Origin of the sequence: Bradyrhizobium sp. 45 (genome assembly GCF_023073155.1) — a bacterium.
In the GTDB taxonomy this organism is placed as follows: Bacteria; Pseudomonadota; Alphaproteobacteria; order Rhizobiales; family Xanthobacteraceae; genus Bradyrhizobium; species Bradyrhizobium canariense_D.
This window is the reverse complement of the sequence record NZ_JADPIX010000012.1, coordinates 25848-45895: the sequence shown is the minus strand read 5'-3', so window position 1 is coordinate 45895 and position 20048 is coordinate 25848. Positions and strand designations below refer to the sequence as shown.

The window sequence follows — 20048 nt, the reverse complement described above, 5'->3', positions numbered from 1 at the left end:
CATGTCCGCAGACAACCAACTGACACGCGCCCAGCGCAACGACCTCCGAGCCATCGCCGCGATGATCGTTCCCGCCAGCGAAGAGTACAAGGTGCCCGGCGCCGACGATCCCGCGATCCAGGCTGACATGCTGGCGACGTTGGGACGGGACAGCAAACTGGTGGTGGCGGCGCTCGACCATCTGGCGCGGCTTGCTGGCCAACCGTTGGCCGAGCTCGATGCTGCCAGGCGCGATGCGGTGGCGCAGGAGTTTCGCAGGCATGGCGGCCCGGCTGCCGCGACGCTCGTCCGTGTGGTGCTGCAATGCTACTACCGCGACGACCGTGTGCTGGGCTCGCTCGGGATCGAGCCGCGCGCACCTTTTCCCAAGGGCCATGTGCTGCCGGATGGCGACTGGTCGCTGCTCGACCCGGTCAAGGCAAGGGCCGGCACGCTGCGACGGGCGCCCTAGCCACCTGGGCAGTCCAGCCTTGCGCCTTGGACGGGTCCCTTGCGCCTCACGGAGCAGGCCACCATCTGTGTGAGCCCCAAGGACTGTTGCCATGTTGGATTTTACCTCAGATATCGCCGATGACGGATCGTCATCGCGAGCGACAGCGGCTGTCCCGGGCAACGACCGGGCCCTGCTGGACGCCTATTCCAATGCCGTGATCGACGTGACCGACCGCGTTGGTCCCGCCGTCGTGCGCGTCGAGACCGGGCCAAAGGTGCCGAACGGCCGCGAGCGCGGCGGGCTCGGCTCGGGCATCGTGATCTCGCCGGACGGGCTCGTTCTCACCAATAGCCACGTGGTCGGCTCGTCGAAGGAGATCCGGCTGCGCGACGTCGAGGGCCATGTCGGCGACGCCCGGGTGCTCGGCGTCGATCCCGACACTGATCTTGCGCTGCTTCGCGCCAATGGCGTGAGGAACTTGCCCTATGCGGCGCTCGGCAACTCCAAGACCTTGCGGCGGGGCCAGCTCGTGATCGCGATCGGCAATCCGCTCGGCTTTGAATCGACCGTCACCGCCGGCGTGGTCTCGGCGCTCGGGCGTTCGATCCGCTCGGTCAGTGGCCGCACCATCGAGGACGTGATCCAGACCGACGCTGCGCTCAACCCCGGCAATTCCGGTGGCCCGCTGGTATCGTCGAATGCCGAGGTGATCGGCATCAACACCGCCATCATTAACGGCGCGCAAGGCATCTGCTTCGCGGTCGCCAGCAACACCGCGCAATTCGTGCTGTCGGAGATCATCCGCCACGGCTATGTCCGTCGCGCCTATATCGGCGTGGCCGGCCAGACCGCGCCGATCCCGCGGCGGCACGCGTTGCTGGCGGGTGTCGAGAACAAGATGGGCGCGCTGCTGGCGCAGATCGAGCCGGACGGGCCGGCGGCGAAGGCGGGCCTGTTGTCCGGCGATGTCGTCATCGGCCTCGACGGCGTCGAGATCAACGGCGTCGACGATCTGATCCGTGTGCTCGACCGCGACCGGATCGGCCGGCGGCTCGCCATGGACGTCCTGCGGCTCGGCCGTCTGCGAGCGATCGATATCGACCCGGTCGAGCGCAAGCCGGCCCGCTAGCGTGTGGGCGCCTAAGCGGGGTATGACGGTGTCATGCCTCGCTTCGGGAACCCCGCCGCATGATGCCGGCGCATGAGACCTACGATGTCATCGTCGTCGGCGCCGGTGCCGGTGGCATGACGGCCGCGGCCGTCGCCGCCGCCGAAGGCCTGCGCGTGTTGGTGATCGAGAAGACCGCTTTCGTCGGCGGCACCACCGCGTGGTCCGATGGCACGGTCTGGATTCCCGCCAATGCCAAGATGGAAGAGGCGGGGCTCTCCGATAGCGTAACGGACGCCGTGCAATATTTGTCGAGCACAGTGCCGGAGCCCGCCAATGCGGGCCTCCGCGCCGCTTTCCTCGCGCGCGGACCGGAGGCGGTCACCTATCTCGAAGCCAACACGCAAGTGCGGCTCCAGCCGGTGGAAGCGTGTCCGGACTATTATCCGGAGCGATTGGGCGCGACGCCGGGCGGGCGCGTGCTCGAGCCGGTCGTCTTCGACGGCACGCGGCTGGGGGCCGCATTCGCGCGGCTGCGCGCGCCGGTGCCGGAGTTCACGCTGTTCGGCGGGATGATGGTCAACCGCCTCGACATCCCGCATTTGCACCGGGCCGGAAGATCGCTGCGCTCGACTCTTCGCGCGGCGCGGCTGGTTTCGGAGCATGCGTGGCAGCGGCTGCGCGGCCCGCGCGGCACGACGCTGCAGCTTGGCAACGCACTCGCCGCACGGCTGTATGCCTCGCTGCTGGCCCGGCAGGTCGAGATCCTCTTCAGTGCGGACGTCGAAGGCCTGTCCACGCAGGGCGAGCGGGTCGGCGGGGTAATTATCCGTCATGGCTCGCGCGATCGCCTGATCGCCGCGCGGCGCGGTGTGGTGCTGGCGACCGGCGGCTTTTCGCACGACGCAACCTTGCGCAAGCGCTTCTTCCCACCCGCTGCCGGATTCATCTCGGCGACCCACCCGTCCGCCACGGGTGACGGGCTCCGCCTCGCGACTGTAACCGGCGCAGCGCTCAACACGGATGCGACGAGCCCGGCCTATTGGGTGCCGGCCTCGCTGTTCCGGCGTGCCGATGGAAGCCGTGGTGTTTTCCCGCATACAGCGACCGACCGCGCCAAGCCCGGCGTGATCGCGGTCAATGCGGCCGGCCGGCGCTTCGCCAACGAGGCGCTGTCCTACCACGAGTTCGTGCTCGCGATGCTGCGTGACGGTGACGGCGAATCGGACCGGCCGTTCTATCTGATCTGCGACCGTCCGTTCCTGTGGAGTTACGGCCTAGGCCGCATCATGCCGTTCACCCGCAATATCAGACGCTATGTGGCGAGCGGCGAGTTGGTCGAGGCCGCTGATATCGCGCAGGTCGCAGCGAAGATCGGCATCAAGCCGTCGATACTCGCGGCGACGATCGCAAACTACAATTCCGATGCGAAGGACGGCCGCGATCCCGAGTTCGGTCGCGGCAGCACCATCTCTCAGCGACACCTTGGTGATATCAGCCACAAGCCGAACCCTTGCGTCGCGCCCATCCTCTACGCGCCGTTCTTTGCGATGCGGATTTATCCGGCCGATCTCGGCACGGCGATCGGCATGAAGGTGGATGCCCAGGCGCGCGTATTGCGCGAGGACGGCACGCCGGTTGCGGGCCTCTACGCCTGCGGCAACGACATGGGCTCGATCATGAACGGCAATTGTCCCGGGCCGGGGATCGCGTTGGGACCGGCACTGACGTTCGGGTACATCGCAGGAAGGCATCTGGCGGAGGGGAGTGTGGCCGGGGCGAGTGCGGCCACAGCGTTGGTCTAGCCATTTCCACCGCTGTCATGCCCCGCGACCCGGCTACGCCAAGGCTTCGCCGAGGTCGAAGTCTGGGCGCGCCGAAGCTTTAGCGTAGGCGGCAGGCGGGACATCCAGTACGCCGCAGCCCATCGGACTAATCACAACCGCCTCGGAGTACTGGATCGCCCGCCTTTGCGGGCGATGACACCGAGAATGTAGCGCCAGTCTTCCGCTACTCCGCAGCCGCAGCAAAGCGGCTGTTCTCCAGTTCTGCTTCCAGCCGCGCCTTCTCCGCCGCCGCCAGTTTGATGTTGGCTTCCTTGACATGCCCGAAGCCGCGGATCGTCTCCGGCAGCCGCGCGAGCCTCGTCAGCAGCGGGATCTGCTCCGCTTTCAGCCCGGCGATGCGCTGATCGATCATGTCGAAATAATCCGCGACCAGCTTCCGCTCGGTGCGGCGCTCCTCGGTGCGGCCGAACGGGTCGAACGCGCCGCCACGCAGGAACTTCAGCCCGGCGAGGAGGCGGAAGGCGTGAATCATCCAGCCGCCGAATTCCTTCTTCTGGAGGTGTCCCGTCGTCTTGTCGCGCTGCGCGAAGATCGGCGGGGCCAGATAGAACTTCAGCTTGAAGTCGCCGTCGAATTTCTCCGAGACTTTCTTGGAGAAGCTGCCATCGGTGTAAAGCCGCGCGACTTCGTATTCGTCCTTATAGGACATCAGCTTGAACAGGTTTTTCGCGACAGCCTCGGTCAGCTCCGTGCTAGCAGGCGAGGTTGCTGCTTCCGCCTTGCGCACCTTGGCGACGGCGGCGAGGTAGCGATCGGCGTAGGCCCTGTCCTGATAGCCGGTCAAAAACTCCGCGCGCGTTGCGATGATGTCGTCGAGCGACTTTGTCGGCGCGGAGGTTCGGCTCCTGAATTGCAGCACGCTCCGCACCCGCGACATGTCGTGGGCGGCGAGGCGTCCCCAGGTGAAGGCGAGCTTGTTCATTTCGATCGCGGCGCCGTTGATCTCGATGGCGCGAAGCAGCGCTTCCAGCGACAGCGGGATTGCGCCCTTCTGGAAGGCGAAGCCGAGCATGAAGGGATTTGTCGCGATCGAATCGCCCATCAGTGCCGAGGCAATGCCGGTGGCATCGATGATGTCGAGGTTCTTGTCGCCGACGGCGTCGCGCAGCACGGTCTGCATCGTCCCCATCTCGAAATCGAGGTCGGGGTTTTGCACGAAGCTCGCGGTCGGCTGCAGGTCGGCGTTGATATACGCTTTCGTCGTTCCGCGCTCGGCGCGACTGAGCGCGGAGGGACCGGCCGAGACGATCATGTCGCAGCCGAGGATGACGTCGGCGCCGCCCGTCGTGATCCGGACCGCGGAGATGTCTTCCGGCTTCGCGGCGATGCGCACATGGCTCATCACCGCGCCGTTCTTCTGCGACAGGCCGGTGAAGTCCAGCGCCGAGCAGCCGCGGCCGTCGACATGGGCGGCCATGCCGAGCAGCGCGCCGATGGTGATGACGCCGGTGCCGCCGATGCCGGTGACGAGGATGTTGTAGGATGCGTCCAGCTCACGCGCGGGTGGCAGCGGCAGGTCGGCAAACAACTGGCCTGAATCCACCGCCGAGGTCTTGATCCGCTTGAGCGTGCCGCCGTGCACGGTGACGAAGCTCGGGCAAAAACCCTCGACGCAGGAGAAGTCCTTGTTGCAGTTCGACTGGTCGATCTGGCGCTTGCGGCCGAACTCGGTCTCCAGCGGCTGCACCGAGACGCAGTTCGACGCTTGCGAGCAATCGCCGCAACCTTCGCAGACGAGCTCGTTGATGAAAGCGCGCTTGGCGGGATCCGGATAGAGCCCGCGCTTGCGGCGGCGGCGCTTTTCCGCGGCGCAGGTCTGGTCGTAGATCACGACCGTAAGACCCTGGATGTCGCGCAGCTCGCGCTGCACGGCGTCGAGCTCGCGGCGATGATGGACGGTCGCGCCTTGCGGGAAGTAGTTGGTGTCAGGGTATTTGGTCGGATCGTCCGAGACGATCGCGAGCCGCTTGACGCCCTCGGCCCAGACCTGATGCGCGATCTGGGCGACGTTGAAGCCGCCCTCGGCCGGCTGGCCGCCGGTCATCGCGACGGCGTCGTTGTAGAGGATCTTGTAGGTGATGCTGATGCCGGCGGCCGATGCCGCGCGAAGGGCGAGCAGCCCGGAATGGGTGTAGGTGCCGTCGCCGAGATTCTGGAAAATGTGCTGCTCGGTCGTGAAGGGCGCTTGTCCTATCCAGTTCACGCCCTCGGCGCCCATATGCGAGATCAGATCGGTGCGGCGCGTCGGCATGCTCAGAGCCATGCCGTGGCAACCGATGCCGGCCATGGCTCGGCTTCCCTCGGGCACGCGCGTGGAGGTGTTGTGCGGGCAACCCGAGCAGAAGAACGGCGTGCGCGCGAGCTTGATTTGCCCGGAGGCCGGAACAGGAGTGTCGAAGGCCTCGAGCCGGGCGAGGCGCTGCTCCAGCACTGGGCTGTGGTGGCCGAGCTTGCGCAGCCGCGCCACCAGTGCGGATGCAACGATGGTCGGCGTCAGCTCGCCCTCGCTCGGCAATAGCGGCGCGCCGCGTTCGTCGCGCTTCCCGGTAACGGTTGGGCGCCTGGACGCATCGATATTGTAGAGGATGCGCATCAGCTGGTCTTCGATGAAACCGCGCTTCTCCTCGACCACCAGCACGTCCTGAAGCCCTTCGGCGAAGCGCTTGGCCCCGCTTTCTTCCAGCGGCCAGGTCATCGCGACCTTGTAGATGCGCAGGCCAAGGTCCTCCGCGTCCTTGTCGGAAATGCCCAGATCGGCCAGCGCCTGCCGCAGATCAAGATAAGCCTTACCGGTCGCGACGATGCCGAGCCGTGCCGGCCTGGAGTCGAGCACGATGCGGTCGAGCTGGTTGGCGCGCGCAAAGGCCTGCACCGCCGCCATCTTCGGGCCGAACAGGCGCCTCTCTGCGTCCAGCGGCGGATCGGGCCAGCGGATGTTGAGGCCGCCGGGCGGCATCTCGAAATCGTCGGGGAGCTTAATCTGGATGCGTTCGGGATCACTGTAGATCGACGCCGAACTCTCCACGGTTTCGCTGATCGCCTTGAAGCCGACCCAGCAGCCGGAGAAGCGCGACAGCGCAAAACCGTAAAGGCCGAGGTCGAGATAATCCTGCAGCGTCGCCGGGTTGATCACGGGGATCAGCGCCGCTGCGAAGACCTGCTCGCTCTGGTGTGCCAGTGTCGAGGATTGGCAGCCATGGTCGTCGCCGGCAAGCGCGAGTACGCCGCCATTCAGCGAGGTGCCGGCGGCATTCGCATGCTTGAGCGCGTCAACCGAGCGATCGACGCCGGGCCCCTTGCCGTACCAGATGCCGAACACGCCATCGACCTTGGCGCCGGGAAACAGGCCGACCTGCTGGCTGCCCCAGACGGCGGTCGCCGCTAGGTCCTCATTAAGGCCGGGGACGAAGGCAATGTCGTGCTGCTGGAGGTATGACTTCGCGCGCCACAGCGCGTGGTCGTACATGCCGAGCGGGGAGCCCCGATAGCCCGAGATGAAGCCGCCGGTGTTGAGGCCCTGAAGTCGATCGCGTTCGCGCTGCAACATGGGCAACCGGACCAGCGCCTGCGTGCCGGACAGGAAGATCCGCTTCGATTCGAGCCGGTATTTGTCGTCCAGCTCGACCTGCATCAGCGTCATTTCGGAAGTCCTCGTCTCTTGGTCGGCTCTTATTCGACTTGGGGTTTGCGCTGCGGGAGGGAGGAGCGGCTGCGCGACGCGAATTGTGACAGTCAAGGGCATGCACAGGCGAAGTCAATATCGCTGGCCGCATCCGTGGCGCTCCTGCTAGTCATGGCTTGCTTGCGGAGGACACCATGACGGCACAAGTGTTCGATACCGAGATCACGGAGACCGACGGCGCTCTGATCGGGCCGTGGCGTCAGCCGCGTCAGATGCTGCAATCCCAAACCTACGACGCGCACGCCTCGATCCACGACGACGCCACCGCGCAGAAGCTCGGCTTCAAGGGCGGCACCATCGAGGGCCCGACCCATTTCAGCCAGTTTGCTCCGCTCGGCGCGCGTTTGTGGGGACAGGTCTGGTTCGAGAGCGGCTGTCTCTCCGCGCATTACCGCAGCGTCTGTTACGAAGGCGAGGAGGTGCAGGCGATCCTGTCGAAGCCGCTGCCCGGCACCAGCCAGTGCCAGATCCAGATGGTCAAACGTGACGGCACCGAGGTGCTGCGTGGCACGGCCTCGGTCGGAGAACCGCAGGCCGCAACCGCGCTGGAGGCGCGTCTTGGCGAACTCAACCCGCTCACTGATCCCGTGATCCTGCGCGACGTGAAGGTGGCGCAGACGAGCCGGCGCCAGGCGGTGCGGATGGCGTTCGACCAGATCATGGGCGAGCTCTATCCGTTCTCGCTGCGGCAGAAGCTCGCCGTCATCACCGAGACCTCGCCGTATTATTCAGGCGCCGGCAATCCTTCTGCGAATCCGTGGGGCAGGGCGATCATCCCGATGGAGATGCTGAGCGTGCTGTTCCAGTACCGCTCCAAGGACGATCCTCTCCCGGCCAAGGGCCCGGCCGTCGGCCTGTTCGCCGACCAGGAGATCAGGCTGGTGAAGGGCCCGCTGTTTGTGGACGAGGACTACGAAGTCGAGCGCGAGGTCGTCGCGCTCTCCGGCAGCCGACGCACCGAGAGCGCCTGGGTGAAGACGCGCGTGTTCGACAAGACGAATTCGGTGGTGGCGACCATGCTGCTGAACATGGCGACGCTGAAGGATTCTTACGCGCCGTATGAGGAAGAATATCGACGGCTGTACGGAGATACTGCCCGGTAGAAGCGAGCTTCGTTGTCGCTCATCCTTTGGGCAAATGCACGTCGCAAAAGCCGCCGCACAGCGAATAAGCAGACCCCGGCTTTCCTCATAACATTCTGACGGCGCAGGAAATTTTCCCGCGCTGTCCGCCCGATTGCCATTGTACACAATGGCACGGCGCTTGCAGAACTCCGGGCAACGAGAGTTCTCGCGGGGGCCTTGAGTCATGTTGAACTCAACCAAGCCGACATTGGGTGTCATCATCGCCGAACCGGAGCCGGTCAAGCTCGACTGGTCGGCTACCGCGCTCCTCATCATCGACATGCAGCGCGACTTCATGGAGCCTGGCGGCTTCGGCGAGACGCTCGGCAACGACGTCAGCCAGCTCGCGCGCGCGGTGAAGCCGATCGGTGCGGTGCTGAAGGCCGCGCGGGAGACCGGCATGCTGGTGATCCACACGCGCGAGGGCCATCTGCCCGATCTCTCCGACGCGCCGCCGGCGAAAGTCGAGCGCGGCGCGCCATCGCTTCGCATCGGGGACCCCGGTCCTATGGGCCGCATTCTCATTCGCGGCGAGGCGGGCCACGACATCATCCCGGAGCTCTATCCGCTCGACAGCGAGATCGTGATCGACAAGCCCGGCAAGGGCGCGTTCTACGCCACCGAGCTCACCGACGTGCTGGAGAAATACGGCATCGAGAATCTGCTGGTGTGCGGCGTCACCACCGAGGTGTGCGTCAACACCACCGTGCGCGAGGCCAATGACCGCGGCTATCGCTGCATCGTCATCTCGGACGGCTGCGCATCCTACTTCCCCGAATTTCACGAGATGGGCTTGAAGATGATCAAGGCCCAGGGCGGCATCTTCGGCTGGGTTGCAAGCTCAGCCGCGGTTCTGGAGGCGATGAAGATTTCCACATCAGCGTAGGGGCATCACGATGAGCACAGGCACGACAGGGACGGCCGGCACCTCCGAGTTCAAGCCAGCACTATGGACACCGGGCGACTGGAACGCGTTTTTCGGCTTCGGCACCAACATCCTCGTCAACATGCTGGTGCTCACAGGCCTCTTGCGCTTCGTGCTGAAGATGCCCGACTCACTGGTGTTCGGCCGCATCCTTCCCGCACTCGGGTTGATGATGTGCCTTTCCACCTTCTACTACGCGTTCCTCGCCTATCGTCTGGCACAGAAGACCGGCCGCAACGACGTCTGTGCGTTACCGTCAGGCGTCAGCGTACCGCACATGTTCATCGTCACCTTCGTGATCATGCTGCCGATCACGATAAAGACCGGCGATCCGCTCAAGGGCTGGTCGGCGGGCCTGGTCTGGGTGTTCTTCCAGAGCTTCATCCTGATGATCGGCGGCTTCATCGCGCCGTTCATTCGAAAAATCACGCCGCGCGCGGCGCTGCTCGGTACGCTCGCCGGCGTATCCGTCACCTTCATCTCGATGCGGCCGGCGCTCGAAATGTACATGACGCCGCAGATCGGCCTGGTCTGCTTCGCCATCATTCTGGTGAGCTGGTTCGGTGGCGTGAAATATTGGCGCGGCATTCCCGCCGGTCTCGTCGCGATCGCGGTGGGCATGGTCATCGCATGGGGTTCGAACCTGTTCGGCCTCGGTCTCGGTGGACTGAGCGTCAAAGGCGTCGGTGATGCCTTTGCCAATTTCGGCTTCTCGGTGCCGATCCCGGCGGTAGGCTACGTCTTCTCCGGTTTCGAATTCCTCGGAATCATTCTGGTTACCGCCATTCCGTTCGGCATCTATGATCTCGTCGAGGCCATGGACAATGTCGAGAGCGCGGAGGCCGCCGGCGACGAATATCCGACCACGCGCGTGCTCACCGCCGACGGAATCGTCAGCCTGATTGGCTGCCTGATGGGCAATCCCTTCATCAACGCCGTCTATATCGGCCATCCCGGCTGGAAGGCGATGGGCGGCCGCATTGGTTACTCGGCTGCGACCGGCATCATGGTGGTGGTGCTGGCTTGGTTCGGCATCATCTCGGTGCTGCTGGCGCTGGTCCCGGTCGTCGCGATCTCGCCCATCCTGCTCTATATCGGCATGCTGATCGGCGCGCAGGCGTTCCAGACCACGCCGGTCAAGCACGCGCCCGCGATCGTGCTGGCGCTGACGCCGCATCTGGCCGCCTGGGCCAAGCTCCAGATCGACACCATGCTGGGCTCGACCATGAACGCGGCTGCGACCGTCGGCGGAATGGCCGCCGACAAGGCCGACGCGGTCAAGGCTGCGGCGATCGCAGCACTGCCTCAGCAGGGCGTGTTCTATCACGGACTCGAAGTGATGGGCGGCGGCTCCATCCTCGGCGGCCTGATCCTGGGTGCGATCGGTGTCTTCATCATCGAGCGCGACTTCGAGAAGGCCTCGGCGTTTGCGCTGGTTGGTGCGATCCTGACCTACTTCGGCTTCATGCACGGCGAAGCCGTCGGCATCGGCGGCGGCTTTGGCGTCACGCCCGCGGTCGCGTTCGCCTATGCCGTGATGGCCGCCGGTTTGTTCGCGGCCAGCCGGCTCGGCGCGAGCGAGTCCTACATGCCGCACGCGGACATGCACGCGGCACCGGCGGAGTAGCTACCCGCCCTTGACGGCACCCGCGGTGAGCCCGGCGACGATCTGTCGCTGGGCGAACACCGTGAGCAGCAGCACCGGAAGGGTGACGATCAGCGCGGCGGCCGCGAGCGGCCCCCAGCTCAATTGGTCGAACGAGATCATGTTGTAGACCGCGACTGGCAAGGTGCGTGTCTCGCGTCCGGCCAGCACGATGCCAAAGACAAAGTTGTTCCAGGAGAAGATCACGGCGAGAATGAAAGCGACCGCGATGCCAGGCTTGGCGATCGGCAGCGCGACATGGCGGAAGACCTGCCAGCGCGTGGCGCCGTCGATGAGGGCTGCTTCTTCCAGCTCCATTGGCGTCGTCTCGAAATAGCCGATCATAATCCAGATCACGATCGGCACCGTGACCACGAGGTGGATGATGATCTGCGGCACCAGCGTGCCGAGCAGTCCCAGCCACTGGAACATGAGAAACAGCGGGATCAGATAGGACAGGCCCGGCGTGATGCGGGCGATCAGGATCACGATCGCGGATTTATGCGCGGCCATGCGTGCGATGCCGTAGCCGGCGGGAACGCCGACGAGCAGGGCAAGCAGCGTCGCACTGCCGGTGACGATCAGGCTGTTGATGAAATAGGTCAGAAAGCGGTTGGAGGCGAGCACGTCGGCATAGTTTTTCCAGGCGACATGCTCGGGAAAGAACACCGGCGGGTATGCGGCGTTGTCGATCTCGAATTTGAGCGACAGCGACAGCATCCAGAGAAAGAACAGGATCGCCGGCGACACGATGAGGAACACCGAGAACCACAGGCCGATCTTGCCGATGATTTGCCTTGGACTCATGTGCCGCTCGCGATCTCGGTCCACAGCATGCGTTGGCGTGCATAAAGCATCACCGCCGCGAGCAGAACGATCAGCAGGAAGAACACGACCGCGATCGCCGAGCCGTAGCCGAGGTCGTAATAGGAGAAGGCGACGCTGTAGAGATAGATGTTGATCGTCTCCGACGCCGATCCCGGACCGCCCTGCGTGATCGCGAAAATGATGTCGAAGCTCTTCACGGCATCGATCATGCGGATCATGCCGGCGATGAACAGGAACGGCATGATCAGCGGCAGGGTGATGAAGCGGAACACCTGCCAGATGCTGGCGCCGTCGATCTGTGCACTTTCGTAAGGCTCGGTCGGGATCGCTGCCAGGCCGCCGAGTACGATCAGCATGACCAGCGGCGTCCATTGCCAGGTCTCGACCAGCACCAGCGAGGGAATGACGGTCGCGGGATGGAATACCCAGAGCTGCGCGGGGATTCCGACCAGTGACAGCAGATAGTTCAGTACGCCGAGCTGCGGGTGGAACATCATGGTCCAGACCAGCGCGATCGCCACCGGCGTCGCCATCATCGGCATGATGAAGACGCCGCGCAGAAAGCCGCGGCCAGGGAATTTCTGGTGAAACACTACGGCCGCAAACGTGCCGAGCACGAGCGGCAGCAGCACGGACAGTATGGTGTAGACCAGTGTGTGCCCGACGGCCTCGATGAAGCGGGGATCGCTCGTCAGCCGCAGATAATTGGACAAGCCAACGAAGGTGGTCGAGGAGCCGACCTTCCACTCGTTCAGGCTCATCCAGATCGTGAAGACCCACGGAAAGATGATGATCGCGATCACGACGACCAGCGCCGGGACCACGAACGGCCAGTAGGACGGCGGCCGCAACTCCTTCTCCGGCGCGGCATCAGACTGTGCCGCGCCCGGAGTCGATTGTGTCAACGCACTCACGCCTTCTCGCTACGCTCCAGGATCGGCCGGTACTGATCGTTGGCCTTCTTCAGCTCGGCGGCAGGATCGGCGCCGGACAAGGTCGCAGTGACCGCGGCGCCGACGATATCGCGGAATTCGGCGACGGGAATAACGACGGGCAGGCCCAGCTTGCTGATCTTGCCGGAATCGATCACCGATTGCAGCCATTCCTTGGTCTTGACGCCCTTCTGGACCTCGGGATCGCCAAGGATGGAGTTGCGGAACGGCACGCCGCCGCCGGCCTGCAGCAGCCGCGCGCCCTGGGTTTTCGAGACCACCCATTGGCAGAGCAGATAGGCGGCTTCCTTGTTCTTGCTCGCAGCGGCAACGCCGATGCCGTCGCCATAGGTCGAGGAATATTGGCCCTTGGGGCCGGCGGGCACGACGGTGTAGCCGACCTTGCCGACGACGCGCGAGGCGGCCGGGTCTTCCAACGGCGGCGCCCAGCCGACGCCGTCGATCCACATCGCGGATCGGCCTTGCGTGAACGAGGCCATCGACTCCATCCAGTTGAAGCCGGCGACGCCTGGAGGTGCCGATTTCGTCAGGAGCGTCTGATAGAGCTTGGTCGCCGCAATGGCTTCCGGACCGTCCGTCAGGATGTTGCCCTTGGCGTCGAGGAATTCCCCGCCATAGTTGAGGAAGAAGTTGCTCCACATCGCCATGTTGGCGTTGCGTAAGCCGCGCCCGACAAAGCCGTAGATCCCTTCCTTGGTATCGGTGAGCTTCTCGGCCGCCGCAGCCATCTCGTCGAGGGTCTTGGGAACGGTGACGCCCTTCTTCTCGAACAGCTCCTTGTTGTAGTAGAGGATGAAATAATCGACCGACCACGGCAGCGACAGCATCTGGCCCTTGTCGTTCCTGGCGTATTGCAGGCCGGCTGCCGAGAAGTCGCCCTCGACGAGATCGGCCGCGGTGAGCGCCGGGTCCTTCATGAAGGGCGTCAAGTCGGCGAGCCAGCCGGCCTTCTCGAATTGCCGCTTCTGCACATGGTAGCTGAGATGGACGACGTCGAAGCTCGGCCGTCCCGAGGTGAACTCGATCACCACCTTTTGGCGCTGCTGCTGCTCGGGAATCTGCTCCGCTTCGACCTGGATGCCGGTGAGTTCGGTGAACTCCTTCACGTATTTTTGCAGGTTGTCGCCGCGGGGCCCCTTGGCGAGGATCACCTCGAGCTTGGTCCCCGCGTATTTCTTCCAGTTCACCTCGGCACGCGCCGGCAATCCCGTCAGGCTGAGCGCGCCAGCTGCGGCAGTGCCCGTCAAGAGCGTACGACGCGAGATTTTGTGGTTGACCACTTGAGGTCCCTCCCTGTGACTCAATTTGGGCGGATACTAGCGGCCGTTCTGCTTCTGCCTAGTCCTAATCTGCGGAATTCAGGGCCGCACGGCCGGCGTCTCCATCGGCAAGCCATGCGCTCGCGACATCAGATAGAGTTCGAGCGCGACCAACTCGGGCGCGCCGAAATCATAGGCCTGGGCGCGGACACCCGTCATGCAACTGCGTAGCCGCCGCTCCAGCGATCCCAGCGTCTGCCATTCCAGGCGATAAAGCGGATAGCCGGTCGGCTGTCCTTGCGTGACCGGCGCGCCGGCAAGCCGCTTGTTGAAATTGTCGTCGTGGCAATTGGTGCAGGCAAGATTGAGCTGGCCTTCGCGCTGCATGAAGAGGGCGCGGCCCTGTTTGACGAATGGCTTCAGTTGCGGATCGTCGCCCGCGGTGATCGCGGTGCCGCGCGATTGGTGCGCGACGAAGGCGGACAGGGCCAGCAAATCGCGGCTCTCGTAGGGGAGCGGCCTCGCCTGCTGATGATTGCTGCGGCACAGATTGATGCGCTGGTCGAGCGTGACGGGGCGCGCCAGCGCCTTGTCGAAGGCCGGATAGCGCGCCGCGACGCCTTTCATGCTGCCGCGTGCATCGCCATGGCAATCCACGCAGGCCTTGTCGGCGCTGCCGGTCCTCTTCGTCCATAACGCCTCGCCGTCGAGCACGAACAGCATGCCGGGATTTGAGGTGTCGTCATCCTGCATCGCGCGCGTGTCGGGCCCCATGAACGAATAGCCGGAGCGGCGCGCGTCCGGCGGAATCTCGCCGGCGAGCAGGGCAGGGGCCGTGGCGAGGAACGCCGCGGCCGATATCGCGCGCCAAAAACTCATTCGACCGTGATCGACGCCGATGCGCTGGACAAATAGCCGTTGTCGCCGATCCATTCGAACTCGAACTTGCCGCTCTCCTTCGCGACCGTGAAGAACGACAGATAGGGATTGGCCGCGATCGCGGGGAAGAGATCGGCGCGAAAAATCTCGGTACCGTTGTAGCGGCACGTGAAGCTCGTGATGATGTCGCGCGGCACCAGCGCGCCGTCCGCCGTATGGCGGAAGCCGGTTTCCATGATGTGCGAGGTCAACGTGCGGATCTCGACGATTTCGCCGCGTCTGGCTTTCGCGGGAACGTTGATGAGCGCGGCCATCAGTTCATCTCCTCGGTGCAGGCGGCCAGCGTCACGACGATTTCCGTCGTGACCTGCCAGAACGTGTCGTCGGAAAGACGCGCGATCGCCACCACCTTCTGGGTATCCGCGAGCCGAATCCGGGTCGAGATCTGGGCGCGGCCGGAGGAGGGGCCGAGATGGAAGTTGCCGATGTTCGGCTGCGGGTTCTTCTCGTTGAAGACGTGGATGCTCTTGACGTAGTCGTCCGCCGTCATCGGGCTCGCGACGCTCACGGTCAGCGGCACCGTGTTGCCGTTCTCGACCAGCGGCGGAATGTCGAGCTTCACCTTGCCGGAGCGTACAGGTGCTTCGCCGACGACGTTGCGGATCGCGGCGGTGAGCATCGCCGGTGTCGCCTCGAGCGGCCGCAGCGTGACGATCGGGAGCGTCCCGGCGACCGTCACGCTTCCAGCAAGGTTCAGGAATTGTCGTCGCGTGGTCGGCATGAACAGTCCTAGTCCCGAAGCGTTGCAAGGAAAGCCACGATGTCCTCGATCTCGGCGGCGGACAAGATCGGTTTGCTGACGAAGTTTCGCCCGACCCGCACGAGGTGATCGGTGCGATAATAGGACGGCATGATGGTCTTCGGGTTGAAGCGCGCCGCATCGACCAGTCGAAGCCGCAACTGGCTCACCGTCCAGCGGTTCCCCGCACCCGAGAGGTCAGGCGCGAGGTCGCCCTGGAACCGGGTCTCCGGGAAGGGGCCGGAATGGCACAGGATGCAGGTCGTCGTGCGCGCGAGCACCAGCGCGCGCCCGCGCGCGGCATCGCCGGGCGCGCCGGTGAGCGATTCCGCGATGCCGTCGCCGGCGACGTTGTAGTGCCGGAGCTCCTCGGCCCCTGCATGGCAGGCGAAGGCGCAACTGGCGGCGATCAGCGCTGCGATATGGACCGATGTTCTAGCCAAAGGTGTCCGCCGTGATGGCTCGAAACCAGCGCTCGGCTTCAGTCGCCTCGCGGGCGCGCAATTCGCGCGGCGCATCGGCCGGGCTGGTCGCTCCGCCCTCGACCTCGGCGAAGATGTCGCCCCTGGGCTGGTAATTGCCCGCGAGTGAAAAGCCGTAGCCGGGTGCGACAATGTTGTAGCACACGCCTGTCAGTCGCGGCGTTTCTGGTGCGCGGCCGGCAAGGAGGTTCACGATCGCGGAAGCGCAGGCCTTGCCCTGTGCGCTTGCCGCGGATGCCGATTTGGGAATGCCCCCGCCGAGGCAGGCATCGCCGATGACGTGGATGTTCGGGACAAGTTTCGATTCGAAGGTAACGGGATCGATCGGGCACCAGCCGGTGGCATCCGCCGCGCCCGCGACCTCAGCGATGCGTCCGGCACGCTGCGGCGGGATGACGTTGGCGACGTCGGGGGTGTAATTGCCGAATTCGGTGACGATGGTCCTGGTCGCAGGATCGACCGAGGTCACGCGGCCGCCTTGCGACAGAGCGATGCGTTCGATCATGTCCCCGTAAAGCTCCTTCCACGCCTTCTCGAACAGCCGCTGCTGGGAGAAAGTGTCCTTGGCATCGAGAATCAAGACCTTTGAGCGCGGCTTCGTCGTTTTCAGGTAATGCGCGATCAGGCTGGCTCGCTCGTAAGGCGCCGGCGGACAGCGCGAGGGATTGGCGGGGATGGCAATGGCGACAGTGCCGCCGTCCGGCATGGCCTCCAGCTGCCCACGCAGCAATAGCGTCTGCGCACCGGCCTTCCAGGCATGCGGCATCTTTTCTGATGTGGCGTCGTCGTAGCCGGGCAGAGCCTCGAAATGGAAGTCGATGCCGGGAGAGAGGACGAGACGATCATAGGGCAGCGCAACGCCATCGGCCGTCACGACGCTGCGCAGCTGCGGCTCGATTGTGGTTACGGCTTGGCTGATCACCGTGACGCCTTCGGCGGCGACCTTGTCATAGCCAAACTGCTGCACGTCGATCTCGCGCAGACCCGCGATCACCTCGTTGCTGAACGGGCAGGAAGTGAAGACGGTACTGGGTTCGATCAGGATGACTTGCAAGTTTGCCTGCGCGCGCTTCAGCGCGCGGGCGCACGCCGCACCACCGAAGCCGCCGCCGACCACGACGACGCGGCCCGCCGATTGCGCGCGCAGGATCGTAGGGGCGGCGAATGATGTGGCCGCAGCGGCGATGCCGAGGACGGCATCCCGCCGTGTCACCGGCGCATTCATGAGTCTTGTCCGGAAAGTGTGCCGCGGCGGCGATTGCGGCCGCCGCGGCGTTTCTCAGGCGAAGGTGATGTTCTGGTCGCGCAGCGGCACCGAACGGATGCGTTTGCCCGTCGCCGCGAAGTACGCATTGAGCACCGCCGGCGCCGCGACGCCGATGGTCGGCTCGCCGACACCGCCCCAGAACCCGCCGCTCGGCACCATCACCGACTCCACCTTCGGCATCTCGTTGATGCGCATCGAATTGTAGGTGTCGAAGTTGGTCTGCTCGATCTTGCCGTCCTTGACGGTGCAGCCGCCGTAGAACAGCGCGGAGAGGCCATAGACGAAGGACCCCGCGATCTGCCGCTCCACCTGGGCCGGATTGACGACGTAGCCGGGATCGGTGGAGGCGACGATGCGATGCACCTTGATCTTGTTGCCGTCGGTCACCGAGATTTCGGCAGCGCCGGCGACATAGCTGCCATAGCCCATCACCTGCGCGATGCCGCGATAGATGCCCTGTGGCGCCGGAGTGCTCCAGCCGATCTTCTCGGCTACGGCATTGAGCACCGCCAGATGCTTGGGGTGATTGCCCATCAGCTTGCGGCGGAATTCGAGCGGGTCCTGGCCTGCGGCCTGGGCCAGCTCGTCCATGAAGCATTCCATGTAGATCGCGTTGTGATTGACGTTGACGCCGCGCCAGAAGCCCGGCGGAACGTGCGGGTTGCGCATCGCATGCTCGACCAGGAGGTTCGGCACGGAGTAACCGAACGCGGCTTCGCCGGACTGGGCGACGCCCTGGAATGCGGCCGGATCCATGCCGTTCTGCAGCGCTTCGGGGCGGAGCGAGAACAGGATCGATTGCCCGGACAGGCGGTAGTGCAGCGCGACCAGATTGTTGTCGGCATCGAACGCGCCGGTCATCTTGCACTGGGTGATCGGGTGATATCTGCCGTGCGCCATGTCCTCTTCGCGCGACCACAACAGCTTGATCGGCGTGCCCGGCATCTCCTTGGCGATCAAGACGGCCTGGCGGACATAGTCGGTCTGGCCGCGCCGGCCGAAGCCGCCGCCCGGCATCACCTTGTGCACGTCGCACTTCTCCGCCGGCAGGCCCGACGCTTCCAACGTGGCCGCGAAGGCTGCCTCGCCATTCTGCGTGCCGCACCAGACCTCGCATTTGTCCGCCGTGTAGAGCGCCGTGGCGTTCATTGGCTCCATGGTGGCGTGGTTCTGGTAGGGATAGCTGTAGACGGCCTCGATTTTTTTGGCGGCACCGGCAATCGCCGCCTTCGCGTCGCCGTTCTTGTTGCCGACATAGGCCGGCTGCCCGTTATCGAGGCCCTCGGTCAGCCATTTCGCGATCGACTCGCTCGAGACCTTGGCGTTGTCGCCCTCGTCCCAGACGATCGGCAGCGCCTCCAGTGCGGTCTTGGCGTGCCACCAGGTGTCGGCAACGACGGCGACCGCGGTGTCGCCGACCTTGACGACCTTCTTGACGCCTTTCATGCCGGTGATCTTGGCTTCGTCATAGCTTTTCAGCTTGCCGCCGAACACCGGGCAATCCTTGATCGCGGCGTTCAGCATGCCCGGCAGCTTGACATCGATGCCGTAGACCATGGTGCCGGTGGTCTTCTCGGCGGTGTCCAGCCGCTTCACGCCCTTGCCGATCAGCTTCCAGTCCTTGGGGTCCTTCAGCTTGACCTCGGCCGGCGGCGTCAGCTTGGCCGCGGCCTCGGCGACCTTGCCGTAGGTCGTGGTCTTGCCGGACGGCGTGTGGGTAATGACGCTGTTGGCGGCCGTGCATTCGGACGCCGGCACTTTCCACGCCTCGGCGGCGGCCTGGATCAGCATCACGCGTGCGGTGGCACCGCCCTTGCGGACATAGTCTTGCGAAGAGCGGATGCCGCGGCTGCCGCCGGTCGAGAAATCGCCCCAGACGCGCTTGCGGGCGACGCTCTGGCCCGGTGTCGGATATTCGGTCGAGACCTTCGACCAGTCGCATTCGAGTTCCTCGGCGACGAGCTGGGCAAGGCCGGTGAGGGAGCCCTGGCCCATTTCGGAGCGGGCGATGCGGATGACGACGGTGTCGTCGGGCCTGACCACGACCCAGGCGCCGATCTCCGGGGAGCCGTCGGCCGCGCGGACCACGGCGGGACCGCCGAAGGGGATATCGAGGCCGATTGCGAGACCTGCGCCGACCGCGGCGGTGCCGATGACGAAGGCGCGGCGGTTCATCCTGGGAGAGACATGCTTGTTCATGTGGCGGCTCCTTACGCGCTTGCGATCGTGTGGATCGCTTCGCGCACCTGCTGGAAGGTGCCGCAGCGGCAGATATTGGTGATGGCCTCGTCGATGTCGGCGTCGGTCGGCTTCGGCTTCTCGCTCAGCAGCGCCGCCACCGCCATGATCATGCCGCTCTGGCAATAGCCGCATTGCGGAACGTCCTGGGCAATCCAGGCTTCCTGCACCTTGTGCAGCGCGTTGCCGGAGGCGAGCCCTTCGATGGTCGTGATCTTCTTGCCTGCGGCTTCGCCGACCGAAACCCCGCAGGAGCGGGTGGCGACGCCGTCGATGTGAACGGTGCAGGCGCCGCATTGTGCAATGCCGCAGCCATATTTGGTGCCGGTGAGGCCGGCATTCTCGCGGATCGCCCAGAGCAGGGGCGTATCCGGCTCGACGTCGAGCGTGAAGGTTTTTCCGTTGATTGTTAGGTTTGCCATCGCAGTCCCCTGATTGGCCCAATCCACCGACTGGACTCAGCGGCGCAATGTGTCCGGCAAATTGGAAACGTTCAAATCAATAGTCCGAGGGGTAACCGGCGGGGATTCCTTCCCCGGGCGCCCGCGGCACGGCTTGGAGCGACGTCTACTGGCTTCC

General features: G+C 64.9%; 17 protein-coding genes. 6 read left to right on the top strand and 11 right to left on the bottom strand.

Annotated elements, in window-relative coordinates:
• Position 1: 1 nt before the first annotated feature.
• The 3 genes from IVB42_RS02160 (at position 2) to IVB42_RS02150 (ending at position 3346) form a co-directional block, all read left to right on the top strand.
• Positions 2-451 (top strand): gluconate 2-dehydrogenase subunit 3 family protein, encoded by a 450-nt coding sequence (locus tag IVB42_RS02160; RefSeq protein ID WP_247469655.1) that lies wholly within the window; start codon positions 2-4, stop codon positions 449-451.
• 91 nt (positions 452-542) lie between these two features.
• Positions 543-1562, top strand: coding sequence for a trypsin-like peptidase domain-containing protein (locus IVB42_RS02155; protein WP_085352074.1), 1020 nt, complete (start codon positions 543-545; stop codon positions 1560-1562).
• Between the two features lie 59 nt (positions 1563-1621).
• Positions 1622-3346, top strand: coding sequence for an FAD-dependent oxidoreductase (locus IVB42_RS02150; protein ID WP_247394621.1), 1725 nt, complete (start codon positions 1622-1624; stop codon positions 3344-3346).
• 205 nt (positions 3347-3551) lie between these two features.
• On the opposite strand, the gene IVB42_RS02145 is transcribed toward IVB42_RS02150, so the two are convergent.
• Positions 3552-7028 (bottom strand): indolepyruvate ferredoxin oxidoreductase family protein, encoded by a 3477-nt coding sequence (locus tag IVB42_RS02145; protein ID WP_247363501.1) that lies wholly within the window; start codon positions 7026-7028, stop codon positions 3552-3554.
• Between the two features lie 176 nt (positions 7029-7204).
• Between IVB42_RS02145 and IVB42_RS02140 the strand changes: the two genes are divergently transcribed.
• The 3 genes from IVB42_RS02140 to IVB42_RS02130 all read left to right on the top strand — a co-directional run bounded on the left by IVB42_RS02140 (position 7205) and on the right by IVB42_RS02130 (position 10746).
• Positions 7205-8173, top strand: a complete 969-nt coding sequence (locus IVB42_RS02140) for a hypothetical protein (RefSeq protein ID WP_026233316.1) — start codon at positions 7205-7207, stop codon at positions 8171-8173.
• A 205-nt stretch (positions 8174-8378) separates the two neighbouring features.
• The gene (locus IVB42_RS02135) at positions 8379-9080 is read left to right on the top strand and encodes an isochorismatase family cysteine hydrolase (RefSeq protein WP_018457164.1); all 702 of its coding nucleotides are present in this window, start codon (positions 8379-8381) and stop codon (positions 9078-9080) included.
• A gap of 10 nt (positions 9081-9090) precedes the next feature.
• A complete protein-coding gene (locus IVB42_RS02130) occupies positions 9091-10746 on the top strand; it encodes a regulator (RefSeq protein ID WP_247394620.1) in 1656 nt (551 codons plus the stop codon).
• Here the strand turns inward: IVB42_RS02130 and IVB42_RS02125 are convergent, their stop codons facing one another.
• From IVB42_RS02125 to IVB42_RS02080, 10 genes are all read right to left on the bottom strand, one after another.
• Entirely contained in the window at positions 10747-11571 is an 825-nt protein-coding gene (locus tag IVB42_RS02125; RefSeq protein WP_204510551.1) for a carbohydrate ABC transporter permease, read from the bottom strand.
• Entirely contained in the window at positions 11568-12506 is a 939-nt protein-coding gene (locus tag IVB42_RS02120) for a sugar ABC transporter permease (RefSeq protein WP_027516623.1), read from the bottom strand. The genes IVB42_RS02125 and IVB42_RS02120 overlap by 4 nt, the downstream gene beginning before the upstream one ends.
• Positions 12503-13825: a sugar ABC transporter substrate-binding protein gene (locus tag IVB42_RS02115; protein WP_204510553.1), complete on the bottom strand. Its 1323-nt coding sequence runs from the start codon at positions 13823-13825 to the stop codon at positions 12503-12505. The genes IVB42_RS02120 and IVB42_RS02115 overlap by 4 nt, the downstream gene beginning before the upstream one ends.
• Positions 13826-13903: 78 nt before the next feature.
• The gene (gene soxA, locus IVB42_RS02110) at positions 13904-14683 is read right to left on the bottom strand and encodes a sulfur oxidation c-type cytochrome SoxA (protein WP_247394616.1); all 780 of its coding nucleotides are present in this window, start codon (positions 14681-14683) and stop codon (positions 13904-13906) included.
• The gene (soxZ, locus tag IVB42_RS02105; RefSeq protein ID WP_018457158.1) at positions 14680-14997 is read right to left on the bottom strand and encodes a thiosulfate oxidation carrier complex protein SoxZ; all 318 of its coding nucleotides are present in this window, start codon (positions 14995-14997) and stop codon (positions 14680-14682) included. The genes soxA and soxZ overlap by 4 nt, the downstream gene beginning before the upstream one ends.
• Entirely contained in the window at positions 14997-15464 is a 468-nt protein-coding gene (locus IVB42_RS02100; RefSeq protein ID WP_026233314.1) for a SoxY-related AACIE arm protein, read from the bottom strand. Before IVB42_RS02100 ends, soxZ begins: the two co-directional genes overlap by 1 nt.
• Before the next feature lie 8 nt (positions 15465-15472).
• Positions 15473-15925 (bottom strand): sulfur oxidation c-type cytochrome SoxX, encoded by a 453-nt coding sequence (gene soxX / locus IVB42_RS02095; RefSeq protein WP_247394613.1) that lies wholly within the window; start codon positions 15923-15925, stop codon positions 15473-15475.
• Positions 15918-17189, bottom strand: a complete 1272-nt coding sequence (locus IVB42_RS02090; protein WP_018457155.1) for an NAD(P)/FAD-dependent oxidoreductase — start codon at positions 17187-17189, stop codon at positions 15918-15920. Before IVB42_RS02090 ends, soxX begins: the two co-directional genes overlap by 8 nt.
• Before the next feature lie 54 nt (positions 17190-17243).
• The gene (locus IVB42_RS02085; protein WP_085352085.1) at positions 17244-19430 is read right to left on the bottom strand and encodes a molybdopterin cofactor-binding domain-containing protein; all 2187 of its coding nucleotides are present in this window, start codon (positions 19428-19430) and stop codon (positions 17244-17246) included.
• Between the two features lie 11 nt (positions 19431-19441).
• Positions 19442-19891, bottom strand: a complete 450-nt coding sequence (locus IVB42_RS02080) for a (2Fe-2S)-binding protein (protein WP_007594050.1) — start codon at positions 19889-19891, stop codon at positions 19442-19444.
• Positions 19892-20048: the final 157 nt, after the last annotated feature.

Coding starts and splice junctions, on each gene's coding strand:
- IVB42_RS02155 (WP_085352074.1), top strand. CDS start 543: ATGTTGGATTTTACCTCAGATATCGCCGATGACGGATCGTCATCGCGA.
- IVB42_RS02125 (WP_204510551.1), bottom strand. CDS start 11,571: ATGAGTCCAAGGCAAATCATCGGCAAGATCGGCCTGTGGTTCTCGGTG.
- IVB42_RS02140 (WP_026233316.1), top strand. CDS start 7,205: ATGACGGCACAAGTGTTCGATACCGAGATCACGGAGACCGACGGCGCT.
- soxZ (WP_018457158.1), bottom strand. CDS start 14,997: ATGGCCGCGCTCATCAACGTTCCCGCGAAAGCCAGACGCGGCGAAATC.
- IVB42_RS02160 (WP_247469655.1), top strand. CDS start 2: ATGTCCGCAGACAACCAACTGACACGCGCCCAGCGCAACGACCTCCGA.
- IVB42_RS02145 (WP_247363501.1), bottom strand. CDS start 7,028: ATGACGCTGATGCAGGTCGAGCTGGACGACAAATACCGGCTCGAATCG.
- IVB42_RS02090 (WP_018457155.1), bottom strand. CDS start 17,189: ATGAATGCGCCGGTGACACGGCGGGATGCCGTCCTCGGCATCGCCGCT.
- IVB42_RS02100 (WP_026233314.1), bottom strand. CDS start 15,464: ATGCCGACCACGCGACGACAATTCCTGAACCTTGCTGGAAGCGTGACG.
- soxA (WP_247394616.1), bottom strand. CDS start 14,683: ATGAGTTTTTGGCGCGCGATATCGGCCGCGGCGTTCCTCGCCACGGCC.
- IVB42_RS02150 (WP_247394621.1), top strand. CDS start 1,622: ATGATGCCGGCGCATGAGACCTACGATGTCATCGTCGTCGGCGCCGGT.
- IVB42_RS02130 (WP_247394620.1), top strand. CDS start 9,091: ATGAGCACAGGCACGACAGGGACGGCCGGCACCTCCGAGTTCAAGCCA.
- IVB42_RS02135 (WP_018457164.1), top strand. CDS start 8,379: ATGTTGAACTCAACCAAGCCGACATTGGGTGTCATCATCGCCGAACCG.
- IVB42_RS02080 (WP_007594050.1), bottom strand. CDS start 19,891: ATGGCAAACCTAACAATCAACGGAAAAACCTTCACGCTCGACGTCGAG.
- IVB42_RS02085 (WP_085352085.1), bottom strand. CDS start 19,430: ATGAACAAGCATGTCTCTCCCAGGATGAACCGCCGCGCCTTCGTCATC.